The following is a 12,993-nucleotide window of genomic DNA, read 5'->3' as shown; positions in this document are numbered from 1 at the left end:
TTTCGTGCCGAAATGAATTTTGTCAAAAAAAGCATTATACCGAGCCGTTTGTACTGATAATAAATAAGTAAACACCATAAGACGCGATAAGGGGTAATCCTATCCAGCGCGGAATACTATTGTTTTTGCTCTTTTTGAAGACAAAGATGGCGATGGCAAGTGCGGCGGTTAGACCTAGTACCCAAGGGTAGTCTCGGCTAATAACACTGGCGTCTACGAGTCCTGGAGCAATCAATGCTGGTAATGGTAATACCGTGGCCAAGTTGAAAATATTTGAGCCAATGATATTGCCAATGGCGATATCGTGATGGCCTTTTCTAACGCTGCTTACGGATGCTGCCAGTTCTGGCAGACTCGTGCCTACAGCGACGATGGTGAGGCCAATGACTAATTCGCTAACGCCAAGGGCGGTTGCAATGCCTATTGCCCCCCACACCAGTAATTTAGAACTGCCAATCAGTACGGCTAGCCCAATCAATGCGATAAAGAGAGATTTCCCCACTGGCGCACCATCATCTTCTGGCAATTCGTCCGCTAGTTCACTCTCAAGATCTTTATTGCCCTTTAGCAAAATGGTCAATATAACGACAAAGGCCGCCAGCAAAATGATGCCGTCCCATAAATCGAGAGTTTGATCGTAAAGCAAAGCCCCTGTAAGCAGTGTGATTGCAAGTACAAGAGGGACCTCTTTCTTGATGAGCCCTTTTGCGATAGGAACGGCAGAGAATAAAAGTGTGATGCCAAATACCAATGCAATGTTGGCGATATTTGACCCCAGTACGTTACCGACGGCGATTTCTGGGGCGTTATCTAGTGCTGCGATGGCTGAGACGACCATTTCTGGTGCCGATGTGCCAAATGCAACGAGTGTGATCCCAATGACCATGGGGTTGACATTCAATTTTTCGGCCACTAACGCAGAGTGTTCGATGAATTTGTCCGAACTCATGATCAATAATACGAGTCCTGCGATGAGGGCAACAGAGAATAGCAGCATGGTATTGAAATTACTCATAGATTTTAGGAGTTACCATTTAATGAGGTTTGACGTTTGAATTCAAGACTTGATCTCACAAACAAGGTGCATTTGATGGTGCCATGATTTTATTTATTGGAGTGCAGTGATAGTATCAGACGATATTTTACAGTGATAAAGGTGTGTCAGTGGTAGATGCTTATATAAGGGTCAATGATCTGAGTTTTTTTAGGGGAGATCGTGCAATTTATGAAAATGTCTCCCTTACGATACCTAAAGGAAAAATCACAGCTGTCATGGGGCCCAGTGGAACGGGAAAAACCACTTTGTTGCGTTTGATTGCGGCACAGTTGGTGCCCAATGCAGGCACTATTTTTGTTGATGGTAAAAATGTACACGCTTTGTCTCGCTCTGAGCTTTACAAAGTGCGTAAAAAAATGGGGATGCTATTTCAAAGTGGTGCGTTATTTACCGATATGTCTGTGGCTGAAAATGTGGCTTTTCCCATGGAAGAACATACAAAGCTTAGTGCGAAAGAGATTGCGGCCATTGTTTCCGATAAGCTGCATAGCGTTGGTCTTCGGGGTGCTGCGAAAATGATGCCGGCTGAACTGTCTGGAGGTATGGCTAGGCGTGTTGCATTGGCTCGAGCGATTGCATTAGATCCAGAGCTGGTTATGTATGATGAGCCATTTACAGGACAAGATCCAATATCCAAGGGGGTCTTGGTGAAGTTGATTCGCCAGCTTAACGATTCGGCGAATATTACCTCGGTTTTGGTTTCGCATGACGTAAAAGAGTCACTTTCCATCGCGGATCATGTGTGTATCTTGGCCGGTGGGCGTGTGATTGCCGAAGGTTCTGCTGAAGAGATTCGAGCATCAGCGGACCCGCAAGTGCGGCAGTTTCTAAACGGTGAGCCTGATGGGCCTGTGCCATTCCATTACCCTGAAGATAATGATGTTGACGATATTGGTGATAACGACGGCCCTATATCTGTTGCTAGTAAGTCTAATAAAGATGGAGCGGTACAGTGAAAGCGATTATTTCTTTGGGGGCGTGGCTTTTTAATTGGCTTGAAGCCGTCGGGCGAGCTGGCATTTTTTTGGTGCAGAGTGTTTGTCGTTTGCCTGTTAGGTTTGGCGAGTCCGTTAATTTGCTTGTGAAGCAGCTTTACTCGGTGGGTGTGTTGTCCCTCGTTATTATCCTTGTTTCGGGGGCGTTTATCGGTATGGTGCTGTCGCTGCAAGGTTACAGTATTTTAGCTAAATTTGGCTCTGAAGAGGCGGTGGGGCAGTTGTTGGCCTTGTCACTACTGCGAGAGCTTTCGCCTGTTGTAACAGCGCTTTTGTTTGCTGGTCGGGCTGGCTCTTCTTTGACCGCTGAGATTGGCTTAATGAAAGCCACTGAGCAGTTATCCAGTTATGAAATGATGGGGGTTGATCCGCTTAGGCGAGTTATTGCCCCACGATTTATTGCTGGTGTTATTTGTTTGCCATTGCTGAGTTTGATTTTTTCTGCTTCTGGGATTCTGGGTGGGCAGTTGGTTTCAGTGGGATGGTTAGGTGTTTATGATGGCGCGTTTTGGTCATCAATGCAGCAATCTGTGCATTTTGACACGGATATCATGAATGGTGTGATTAAGGCGGTGTGTTTTGCTGTCGTCGTGACTTGGATCGCGGTTTATCAGGGGTATGAGTGTGTGCCTACTTCTGAAGGAATTGGTAAGGCGACCACTCGCACTGTGGTTCTAAGTTCATTGGCTATTTTGGCGTTAGATTTTGTATTGACCGCTGCTATGTTTGGAGATTTTTAGGATGAGAAGTAAGCGAGCTGAGTTATTGGTTGGGTGTTTTATTGTGCTGGGTGTTGCTGCCCTTGTCTATTTGGCGGTGCAAGTGAGTGGTTTGGCTTTTTCCAGTAAGAAAGACACTTATCAAGTGGTTGCAAGATTTGATGACATTGCTGGCTTAACAAGTCGAGCAAAAGTGTCCATCTCAGGTGTAACGGTGGGCAGTGTTGAGTCCATCACGTTTGATAAAGACTTGTATATGGCGTTGGTGACGATGAATATCCATTCTGATGTTAATAATATTCCTACGGATAGTTCCATTGCGGTATTAACCAGCGGTTTGTTGGGTGAGAAGTATCTGGGGATATCGATTGGTGCGGACGATGAAATGCTGAAAAATGGCAGTGAAATATACGATACGCAATCTGCGCTTGTTTTGGAGACCTTGATTAGTCAGTTTTTGTTTAAAGCTGGTGACTCGGAGAAGTAAGATATGTCTAGAATTTTGATGAGTTTTTTGCTTGTTTTTACCATGCTGAGTTCAGGTTTAGCTTGGTCCAATGTGGATGGTGCAAGGGATGCCGTCATTGGTGTGGTGGATGCTTTTCGTAAGGATATTGTTGCTGAAAAGACGGTTTTAGCTTCAAATCCTGCTTTGCTTGAGCAGCGCGTCAACGCTATTCTTGAAGACGTTGTGGATTTTGATGATTTTTCAAAGAAAGTGATGGGAAAGTATTATCGCAGAGCGACTGCTGAGCAAAGAGTTCGTTTTGCCACTGTCACTAAAGATACGTTATTGAAAACTTATGGTGCCTCTCTTCTTGAGCTTGATGCAAATCGTATTAATGTTTTGCCACTGGGTCCTCAAGGCCAAGGGCGTGAAACGAAAGTCGATGTGGATTTCCAAATGGAAGCTGGTGGCATGTTGAATATTAGTTTCTATATGGAGCAGTCCAAAGCGAATAAATGGATGCTCAGCAACGTCGTTATTAATAATATTAATTTTGGTTTAACTTTTCGCAAGCAGTTTGCGGTCATGATGGAGCAAAATAGAAACGATATTGATGCGGCCATTTCTGCTTGGCGTGATTCTTTGGCGAAAAAGTCTTAACGACTATAGCTGTTCGTTTTTTGTTCTCTAAGAATCCGAATTCATCATATGAATTCGGATTTTTTTTGGTTTTTTTGTCTGGTATTGTCAGTCTGGATTAAAATCTTGGAAAACAAGTGGTTTTTTATTCAGAGTTAGGCTTCTGGGTGTTAAGTAGTTGGCAGTACTCATGTAGAATAGTGCGATCAAGTATCTTTATCTATTGGAGCGACTGTGAACGCAGGTGAAGTTAAAGCACTTTTAGAATCCTCTATTCCTAACTGTGAAGTAGTTGCAGAAGGGGAAGGTTGTAATTTCCAAGTGGTAGTAGTGACAAGTGAATTTGAGGGCCTGTCAACCGTGAAGAGGCAGCAGCTTGTATACTCACACCTTCAAAAGGCTATATCCAGTGGCGCCATTCATGCCGTTACAATGAAGACCTATACGCCAGAACAAATAAGCAAGCTATAAAAGCGATTATAAGAGATTAAAAATATGGATAAGCTTCTGATTACCGGTGGTACTCGGCTTAATGGTGTTGTTCGTGCTTCCGGTGCGAAAAACGCTGCGTTGCCTATTTTAGCGGCAACCTTGTTAACAAAAGAATTAATTACAATTAAAAACCTTCCTCATTTACATGATATTACCACCATGCTTGAACTGCTGGGTTCTATGGGGTGTGGTGTGGTCGTTGATGAAAAAATGAGTGTGCAGTTGGACGTTTCTACACTGAATAACTGCGAAGCGCCATATGACCTCGTTAAAACCATGCGAGCTTCTATTTTGGTCCTTGGGCCATTAGTGAGCCATTTTGGTAAAGCGGTTGTTTCTCTTCCTGGTGGCTGTGCCATTGGTAGTCGCCCTGTTGATCTTCATCTTCGTGGTTTAGAAGCAATGGGGGCGAAAATTTCGGTTGAGGGTGGGGATATCATTGCAAGCGTAGATGGTCGTCTTAAAGGCGCGCGCATCTTCTTTGACAAGGTGACGGTTACTGGAACCGAAAACTTGTTGATGGCTGCGACCTTGGCCGATGGGAAAACGATTTTAGAAAACGCAGCGCGTGAGCCTGAAGTGGTTGATTTGGCTGAATGTTTGATTTCTATGGGAGCCAAAATTAAAGGGCATGGAACAGATACTATTACCATTGAGGGTGTTGAGTCCTTACATGGTACTACTTATCCTGTTATGCCTGATCGTATTGAAACAGGGACTTTTTTAGTTGCTGCGGCTATTACGGGCGGTAAAGTAAGAGTAATTGATACGAATGTAAAATCTCTTGAGGCTGTGCTGTCTAAATTAGAAGAAGCTGGTGCAAAAGTGACTTGCGGTGATAACTGGATAGAGGTTGATATGGAAGGGCGTCGTCCTGATGCTGTCAATATAAGCACCGCGCCTTATCCAGCGTTTCCAACGGATATGCAGGCGCAGTTTGTTGCGTTGAACTCTATTGCTAACGGTGTTGGTCGAGTCATCGAAAATATTTTTGAAAACCGCTTTATGCATGTCGATGAGATGCTGCGTATGGGGGCAGACATAGAAGTGAGTGGTAATACGGCAATTGTTCGTGGTTGTGAGCGTTTGAAAGGTGCTCCGGTCATGGCGACAGATTTGCGTGCATCCGCTAGTTTGGTGCTTTCGGCTTTGGTTGCTGAGGGCGATACGAAAATTGATCGTATTTACCATATTGATCGTGGTTACGAGTGCATCGAAGAGAAATTCGGAGCATTAGGTGCGAAAATTTCACGAGTTTTAAATTGATATGAGCAGAACATTAACGATTGCTCTGTCGAAAGGGCGTATTCTTGGCGAGACTTTACCGCTTTTAGAAAAAGCGAATATTGTCCCAATTGAAGACATTAGCAAAAGTCGTAAGCTGATTTTTGATACCAATCATGAGCATATTAAGTTGGTGATTCTGCGAGCAACGGATGTGCCGACTTATGTTGACCATGGCGTGGCGGATTTTGGTGTTGCTGGTAAGGATGTGTTAATGGAAGCATCCACTAAAAACCTTTATGAGCTTCTGGATCTTAAAATAGCCAAATGTCGCTTGATGACCGCTGGTGTGGTTGGTCAGCCGCTGCCAAATAGACGTTTGAAGGTCGCTTCTAAGTTTATTAAAACAGCGAAAGCGTATTTTGCTGAACAAGGTATTCAGGCTGATGTCATAAAGCTTTATGGTGCCATGGAATTAGCGCCTATCATGGGGTTAGCTGACCTTATTGTTGATATTGTTGATACGGGGAATACATTAAAAGCCAATGGTCTAGAGGCGCGCGAACTGATCGCGCCGATTAGCACGCGTTTGGTGGTCAATAAAGCGGCTTACAAAACTAAGTACGCTGAAATTGAGCCTATTTTAGAAATGATACGACGTGCGGTTGACGATAATGAGGGTAAATAATTGAATCTTAATATTCGAGAGTTTTCTTCTAGTTCTGATGGTTTCCGCTCTGATCTAGAATCTTTGCTTGCATGGGATTCTGTTTCCGATGCCGGTGTGCAGAAAGCCGTTGCTGATATTGTTGAGCAAGTGCGTCTTAATGGCGATCAAGCCGTTATTGAGTTCACCAATCGATTTGATCGTCGTCATGTTGTCTCTTCTTCTGAACTTGAGATAACACGTGAAGAATTGGCCCTTGCGAAAGGTCGAGTCAGTGCTGAGCTTGTGGCTAGCTTAGAGGCGGCTGCCAAACGTGTACATGATTATCATGAACGCCAAAAACAACCATCTTGGCAGTACCAAGAAAACGACGGTACAGTGCTTGGTCAAAAAGTGACGCCTTTAGATCGTGTTGGAGTGTATGTGCCAGGCGGCAAAGCGGCGTATCCTTCTTCTGTATTGATGAATGTTATGCCTGCAAAAGTGGCTGGTGTTGGTGAAATTATCATGGTAGTGCCAACGCCTGATGGTTTGGTAAATGATATCGTTTTGGCGGCGGCTTACATTGCGGGTGTTGACCGAGTTTTCACTATAGGTGGTGCTCAGGCTGTTGCTGCTTTGGCGTACGGAACGGCTACTATTCCCAAAGTCGATAAAATTGTTGGCCCTGGTAATATTTATGTGGCCACCGCGAAGAAAATGGTCTTTGGTGTTGTTGGCATAGATATGATCGCTGGGCCTTCCGAAATTTTGGTTGTTTGCGATGGTAAGACAGATCCTGATTGGATCGCCATGGATTTATTTTCTCAAGCTGAACACGACGAAGATGCTCAATCTATCTTGATCTCTCCTGACATGGCTTTTATAAAAGAAGTAAAAGCGTCAATGGAGCGCTTGATTGAGACGCAGAGCCGCAAAGACATTATTAAGGCTTCCTTAGAGGGGCGCGGTGCTTTTATTCATGTTGAAAACATGGATGAAGCGATGGATATTGCCAATGTTGTTGCTGCTGAGCACCTTGAGTTGTCGATTGATGAGCCCGAAAAATGGGTTGAAAAAATCCGCCATGCTGGCGCCATTTTTATGGGGCGTCATACACCAGAAGCGCTTGGTGATTACTGTGCTGGGCCGAATCACGTTTTACCAACGTCTGGTACGGCAAGGTTTTCATCTCCTTTGGGCGTGTATGACTTTCAAAAGCGTAGCTCATTGATTTACTGTTCGCCGGAGGGTGCGAGTACGCTGGCAAAAATAGCGTCGCCTTTAGCGCGTGGAGAATCATTAGAAGCGCATGCTATGTCGGCTGAATATCGTATTCTGAAGGATTCGTAATGGTAGGTGGCTCATCACATCCGGCGGCGCTTTATAAACTTAGAAGAGTAACTCGTGTTACGGCATTGGTTATTTTGCTTTTGGTTGTGGTGGGTTTTTTTATGCCGACCGACTATCGTGTGGAGCGTGGTATTTTTATACAGGCTCCAAAGGCAGCGGTTTATAAAGACATACTGCGTGGCGACTATTTGGCAGATTGGATGTTTATCCAGGATGGCCAATTGGAAGCGTTTGACGGCGTTTTGGAGGCCGGCGACTCAGTTGCCTTAATCTACGAGAAAACAAGCGATCAGGGTATTTTATCGATAGTATCGTCCTCTGAGTCTGTTATTCGTTTTGATGTTCGCCCTAAGCCCAATGTGAATCTTGTTCATAATCAAATTATGCTATCTGATGCGGAGGGCGGTACTTTGGTGAACTGGGTGATCGATGGTGATCTTAGTGCTGGGTTGTTGAGTCCTTATCTTGCTTTGTTCGCTAACGATATTGCGGGCAATAACTTCGAGCGTAGTTTGAATCAATTAAAAGTGCTGATTGAGCGTCAAGACTAATAATTGATTCTTTGCATGGCTGGCTGCTTTTCTAGCGTGATATTGGTTTGGTAGGATTGCAGCCCTCTAATGCCAACTAAGGATATGTGTGTTCCTGGCTTTAGAGAGGCGATAAAGCGTCTGATTTGAAATGGATCTTCGCTTGGTGTGTTGTTTATTTCTAGTATAATGTCGCCAACTTCAATGCCTGCTTTTTCTGCAGGACTCTCTTTTGTAATGTCGTTTACAAGAAGCCCGTGATTGGATGGCAAGGATAAATTGTCCGCCAGCAAAGGGGTTATTTTTTGTGCCTCCATTCCTAAATAGCCTCTTATGACTTCTCCGTATTGTATTATGTCGGTCATGACTTCCATGGCGTCATCGACAGGCGTTGCAAAACCAATTCCCTGAGAGCCGCCAGAGCTTGAGTAAATGGCTGAACTGATGCCTATCAACTCGCCTTTTAAGTTGACTAAAGCGCCGCCGGAGTTGCCTGGGTTAATGGCTGCGTCTGTTTGTAAAAAATTTTCATAGGTGTTGAGGCCTATGCTGTTACGACCTTTGGCGCTAATGATTCCGGCTGTTACGGTTTGTCCAATTCCAAAAGGGTTGCCGATGGCTAAAATGCGATCTCCTACTGATACCTTGCTGCTGTCTCCCATTTTAATGCTTGGTAGGTTGAGGTGTGGTATTTTTAATACTGCCAGATCGGTTGACGGGTCGGAGCCAATGAGTTGTGCCTTGATACGTCGATCGTCATGTAGGGCGATGACAATGCTTTGTGCGTTCTGAATCACATGATGGTTGGTGAGAATAAAACCATCTTTTGTGACGATAACACCTGAGCCTAAATTAATGCTATGTTTTGCTGTATCTAAGTCATTAAGTCCTTTCTGTTGGATCACTTGAGTGTAAATATTGACCACTGATGGCGTGGCGATTTGCACGGAAGTGGAGTAACTGTCACTTGTGGTTTTGTGTTTTTCTTGTATTAAGAGAACCGTTAAGCCTATGCAGGCGCCAGCAAGTGCAGAAAGGATAAGGGGTGACCAAGCGTTTTTTTGATTCATAAAATATAAGGGGTTATTTTGCTACGCAGTGAATTTGAGAGTCTACTTGATAAGACATTAAGTCCAAATCGTTTTAAGGATTATGCGCCCAATGGTTTGCAGGTGGAAGGAAAAAAAGAGATTCAGCGGGTTGTTACTGGTGTTACAGCGAGCCAAGCGTTAATTGATGCGGCAATTGAATATAAAGCTGACGCGATCTTTGTTCACCACGGTTATTTTTGGAAAAATGAAGATCCCCGTGTGGTTGGCATGAAGTATCGTCGCCTTGCCGCCTTGATAAAGAACGACATAAATCTGTATGGGTATCATTTGCCATTGGATGCGCATCCAACGTTAGGAAATAATGCCGGATTGGCGGATGCTCTTGGGCTTTTAAACCGATCTGGGTTGCAAGCTGGGGTGGCTATTGAGGACGCTATTGGTGTAGTCGGTGAATTAGGTGAGCCGGTTTCGTCAGCAGTATTTCGTCAAAAAGTAGAGGCGGCAGTAGGGCGTGACGTGTTGTTTGAGTGTGTCAATGATCATATGATACATCGAGTTGCACTTTGCACGGGTGGCGCTCAAGGTTATATTGAGCAGGCAGTGGCGTCAGGCGCAGATGTCTATATTACGGGTGAAGTTTCTGAGCAGACAATTCATATAGCTCGTGAAATGGGAATTCATTTTGTGGCAGCAGGGCACCATGCTACGGAACGTTTTGGTGCGAAATCCATGGCAGACTTTCTTGTTCGAGAATGTGGGTTGGATGCCGTGTTTATTGATATCGATAATCCGGCTTGATTTGCGGTCAGAAATAAAAAAACGGGCTGTTTGATGGCCCGTTTCTCGTTTACATGGTGCGTTTGGGTTCTAGATCTAGGTCTCTGTTTTCTAGACCAAAGTTCTCACTTAGCATGCCAGGTTCTTTCCCGTGTTTTAGGGCGTAATCCCTTGGAGGTTCTACTGAATCAGAAAACTCAGACGTTTGGTTTAGTTCTCCTGTCGCACTAGATTCAACATGAATGTTGCTTAATTGACTGGCGTTCTCTGCTAGGCAGTTGCGCAGTTCTGCTAAGCGTTTTTCAACCGTAATAAGGTGTTGGTTACTGTCAGCGAAAAAATTATCAATGATGACTTGTTTGCTGTCTAATTCTTGCTGCAGTGTCTTCATAGTGATGATGTTTGAGCTTGAGTCTGTTTGCTTGCGATTGTTTTTCGCAATGTAACTTTTAAGAGCAAGTGTGGCGACACAGCCAATGATAATGCCAGTAATAAAGATAATAATGTTAAATTCTTCTAAGTTCATGACTTTCTCCAAAAAACAGATAATCCATTATAGCGAAACACCCCTTACGATAACAGCTTGATAGGTGTTGTTTAAGATGCAATTTGTTAGAATAAGCATAATTCACTTATTCTAATGAAAGAGCGGCAATGACACCCATTACACGTTATAAGCAAGATTTAACAAGAACAGACTTTAATTATGACCCAGCACAAGAGGAAGCGGTAGAAGCGCTTCAAGATTTATTTGATCGCTTGGTTGCAAGTCAATCAGGCGCATCCTCTGCAGGTTTCCTGGGGCGTCTTTTGAAGAAAAAAGCGCCTACGGTGGAGCAAGGGCTTTATTTTTGGGGGGGAGTTGGTCGAGGCAAGACCTACTTGATGGATACTTTTTTTGACTGTCTGCCGACGGAAAAGAAAATGCGTCTGCATTTTCATCGTTTCATGCAGATGGTGCATCAAGAGTTGCGTAAATTGCACGACGTAAAAAATCCACTTGAAATTGTCGGGAAAGAAATTTCGTCGAAAGCTCAAGTATTATGCTTTGATGAATTTTTTGTGACTGATATTACAGATGCAATGATTTTAGCCGGTTTGCTTGAGGTGTTGTTTAAAAATGGTACGACGTTAGTCGCAACGTCCAATATAGAGCCAGATGGCTTATATAAAAATGGCTTGCAGCGTGCGCGCTTCTTACCAGCCATTGATCTTGTGAAGAAACACACCAAGGTGATGAATGTTGATGGTGGTGTAGATTACCGGTTGCGTACTTTGAAACAGGCTAAGCTGTATCATTTTCCGCTAAGCGAGATGGCAGATAAAGAGCTCAATGACCGTTTTATGAGCTTGATTTCTGATGCCTCCCACATTGTTGAAGGTGGCACGGTTGAGATAGAAGGGCGAAATATTCCATTGCTGCGTAGCTGTGAAGGGCTGGCGTGGTTTGATATTAAAGCGCTTTGTGATGGTCCAAGAAGTCAAATTGACTATATTGAGATTGCGCGTTTTTATAGCACAGTGATTATTTCCAATTTACCGCAAATGGATGCATCACGAGATGACTTGGCGAGACGTTTCATTAACTTGGTGGATGAGTTCTATGATCGTCATGTTAAGGTGATTTTTAGCGCAGAAGTGGCTATTCCAGATATCTACACGGGCACTAGATTAGCGTTCGAATATGACCGTACAGTAAGTCGACTATTAGAAATGCAATCGGAAGAGTATTTGTCTTTAGAGCACCGCCCATAATCGTCTTTTGGCTTTCATATTTGGTTGTGTTGGTATATACTTCGCTCGCCTTTTTAAAGGTAAGTGTACGTTGATCAAATACAATCTATTTGGCCAACCAATAATAATAGGTATAGCGTGCTATTTAAGCGCGCGTATTGAAAGGGTTTTTTGATGAAAACTTTTACAGCTAAACCTGCTGAAGTTCGCCGCGACTGGTTCGTGGTTGATGCTGAAGGCAAAACTCTAGGCCGCTTGGCTACTGAAATTGCTCGCCGTCTACGTGGCAAGCATAAAGCGGAATACACTCCACACGTTGACACTGGTGATTACATCGTCGTTATCAACGCTGAGAAAATTCACGTTACAGGTAACAAAGCAGCTGCTAAACAATACTACCGCCATACTGGTTACCCAGGCGGCTTGCGTTCTATGAATTTCGAGAAGTTGATTGATCACGCTCCTGAGCGCGTTCTTGAAATCGCCGTAAAAGGTATGTTGCCAAAAGGTCCTTTGGGCCGTGCAATGCACAAGAAAATGAAAGTGTACGCTGGTACTGAGCATCCACATACTGCTCAACAGCCTCAAGCCCTTAACATTTAATACGGAAGATCATTATGTCAGCTACTCAATACTACGGTACAGGTCGTCGCAAAACGTCTACCGCTCGTGTGTTCCTTAAAGCGGGTTCTGGTAACTTGGTTATCAACAACCGTACTCTTTCTCAGTACTTCGGTCGTGAAACGGCTCAGATGGTTGTTCGTCAACCTCTTGAACTTGTTGGCGCTACTGAAAAATTTGACGTTTATATCACTGTTAAAGGTGGTGGTATCTCTGGTCAAGCTGGTGCGATCCGTCACGGTATCACACGTGCTTTGATGCAATATGATGAGACTCTACGTCGTACTCTACGTTCTGCAGGATTCGTTACTCGCGATTCTCGTGAAGTTGAACGTAAGAAAGTTGGTCTACGCAAAGCACGTCGTCGTCCTCAGTTCTCTAAGCGTTAATTTTCGCTTTGGAATTATTATCAAAACGCTTGGTGTTTTCGCCAAGCGTTTTTTTTGCTTGAAATAAAGCCCTTTATACTATTCTTGCAACAAAATCGTTTTTCTAAGAAAATTTATCTGAAAATGATGTTAGAATAGCTTGGCTTTAAACACCATGGCTTCATGGTAGTATTCTGAACGTGCTGCGTATCGCTTGGCTTGTTGGGTGAATGATAGTTTATTTCAATAATGCTGAGTGTTAAGTTGAAACCTTGTTTTATAAAAGGTCCGTGGTAAAGTTTCTTTAAAGATTTTTTTGTGGTGGCGAAATCGTGTAA

16 protein-coding genes are annotated in these 12,993 nt (G+C 43.9%); 13 read left to right on the top strand and 3 right to left on the bottom strand.

Translation table 11 applies throughout. The features are described 5' to 3' along the window. Positions 1-34: 34 nt before the first annotated feature. Positions 35-1,015 carry a calcium/sodium antiporter gene (locus tag DK187_RS03910; protein ID WP_223232357.1) on the bottom strand — a complete coding sequence of 327 codons (981 nt, stop codon included), beginning with the start codon at positions 1,013-1,015 and terminating at the stop codon, positions 35-37. A gap of 149 nt (positions 1,016-1,164) precedes the next feature. Between DK187_RS03910 and DK187_RS03905 the strand changes: the two genes are divergently transcribed. The 9 genes from DK187_RS03905 (at position 1,165) to DK187_RS03865 (ending at position 8,124) form a co-directional block, all read left to right on the top strand. Continuing rightward, positions 1,165-2,013 (top strand): ABC transporter ATP-binding protein, encoded by an 849-nt coding sequence (locus tag DK187_RS03905; protein ID WP_111606034.1) that lies wholly within the window; start codon positions 1,165-1,167, stop codon positions 2,011-2,013. Continuing rightward, positions 2,010-2,792: a lipid asymmetry maintenance ABC transporter permease subunit MlaE gene (gene mlaE / locus DK187_RS03900; RefSeq protein WP_111606033.1), complete on the top strand. Its 783-nt coding sequence runs from the start codon at positions 2,010-2,012 to the stop codon at positions 2,790-2,792. Before DK187_RS03905 ends, mlaE begins: the two co-directional genes overlap by 4 nt. Before the next feature lies 1 nt (position 2,793). After that, on the top strand, positions 2,794-3,258 hold the full coding sequence (gene mlaD / locus DK187_RS03895) for an outer membrane lipid asymmetry maintenance protein MlaD (protein ID WP_111606032.1): 465 nt from the start codon (positions 2,794-2,796) through the stop codon (positions 3,256-3,258). 3 nt (positions 3,259-3,261) lie between these two features. Beyond that, positions 3,262-3,879 carry an MlaC/ttg2D family ABC transporter substrate-binding protein gene (locus DK187_RS03890; protein ID WP_111606031.1) on the top strand — a complete coding sequence of 206 codons (618 nt, stop codon included), beginning with the start codon at positions 3,262-3,264 and terminating at the stop codon, positions 3,877-3,879. 213 nt (positions 3,880-4,092) lie between these two features. Further along, complete coding sequence (locus DK187_RS03885) at positions 4,093-4,329, top strand: BolA family protein (protein WP_111606030.1); 237 nt, start codon at positions 4,093-4,095, stop codon at positions 4,327-4,329. A 24-nt stretch (positions 4,330-4,353) separates the two neighbouring features. Then, positions 4,354-5,616 carry a UDP-N-acetylglucosamine 1-carboxyvinyltransferase gene (murA, locus tag DK187_RS03880; protein ID WP_111606029.1) on the top strand — a complete coding sequence of 421 codons (1,263 nt, stop codon included), beginning with the start codon at positions 4,354-4,356 and terminating at the stop codon, positions 5,614-5,616. A gap of 1 nt (position 5,617) precedes the next feature. Next, complete coding sequence (gene hisG, locus DK187_RS03875; protein ID WP_111606028.1) at positions 5,618-6,262, top strand: ATP phosphoribosyltransferase; 645 nt, start codon at positions 5,618-5,620, stop codon at positions 6,260-6,262. Beyond that, positions 6,263-7,573 carry a histidinol dehydrogenase gene (gene hisD / locus DK187_RS03870; protein WP_111606027.1) on the top strand — a complete coding sequence of 437 codons (1,311 nt, stop codon included), beginning with the start codon at positions 6,263-6,265 and terminating at the stop codon, positions 7,571-7,573. It begins immediately after the preceding gene. Continuing rightward, on the top strand, positions 7,573-8,124 hold the full coding sequence (locus tag DK187_RS03865) for an SRPBCC family protein (RefSeq protein ID WP_111606026.1): 552 nt from the start codon (positions 7,573-7,575) through the stop codon (positions 8,122-8,124). Before hisD ends, DK187_RS03865 begins: the two co-directional genes overlap by 1 nt. Here the strand turns inward: DK187_RS03865 and DK187_RS03860 are convergent. Next, complete coding sequence (locus tag DK187_RS03860) at positions 8,121-9,173, bottom strand: S1C family serine protease (RefSeq protein ID WP_111606025.1); 1,053 nt, start codon at positions 9,171-9,173, stop codon at positions 8,121-8,123. The genes DK187_RS03865 and DK187_RS03860 overlap by 4 nt on opposite strands. 18 nt (positions 9,174-9,191) lie before the next feature. On the opposite strand from DK187_RS03860, the gene DK187_RS03855 reads away from it, so the two are divergent. Then, positions 9,192-9,953, top strand: a complete 762-nt coding sequence (locus tag DK187_RS03855) for a Nif3-like dinuclear metal center hexameric protein (protein ID WP_111606024.1) — start codon at positions 9,192-9,194, stop codon at positions 9,951-9,953. A 49-nt stretch (positions 9,954-10,002) separates the two neighbouring features. On the opposite strand, the gene DK187_RS03850 is transcribed toward DK187_RS03855, so the two are convergent. Next, on the bottom strand, positions 10,003-10,458 hold the full coding sequence (locus DK187_RS03850; protein ID WP_111606023.1) for a ZapG family protein: 456 nt from the start codon (positions 10,456-10,458) through the stop codon (positions 10,003-10,005). 128 nt (positions 10,459-10,586) lie between these two features. Here DK187_RS03850 and zapE point away from each other — a divergent pair, with 128 nt between their 5' ends. The 3 genes from zapE to rpsI all read left to right on the top strand — a co-directional run bounded on the left by zapE (position 10,587) and on the right by rpsI (position 12,676). After that, positions 10,587-11,687 (top strand): cell division protein ZapE, encoded by a 1,101-nt coding sequence (zapE, locus tag DK187_RS03845; protein WP_111606022.1) that lies wholly within the window; start codon positions 10,587-10,589, stop codon positions 11,685-11,687. Between the two features lie 153 nt (positions 11,688-11,840). Continuing rightward, positions 11,841-12,269: a 50S ribosomal protein L13 gene (gene rplM, locus DK187_RS03840; protein WP_111606021.1), complete on the top strand. Its 429-nt coding sequence runs from the start codon at positions 11,841-11,843 to the stop codon at positions 12,267-12,269. Between the two features lie 14 nt (positions 12,270-12,283). Beyond that, complete coding sequence (rpsI, locus tag DK187_RS03835) at positions 12,284-12,676, top strand: 30S ribosomal protein S9 (RefSeq protein WP_072839866.1); 393 nt, start codon at positions 12,284-12,286, stop codon at positions 12,674-12,676. The last annotated feature ends 317 nt before the right edge of the window (positions 12,677-12,993 follow it).

The organism is Marinomonas arctica, assembly GCF_003259225.1.
GTDB lineage: Bacteria > Pseudomonadota > Gammaproteobacteria > Pseudomonadales > Marinomonadaceae > Marinomonas > Marinomonas arctica.
This window is presented reverse-complemented; position numbering and strand designations above follow the sequence as displayed.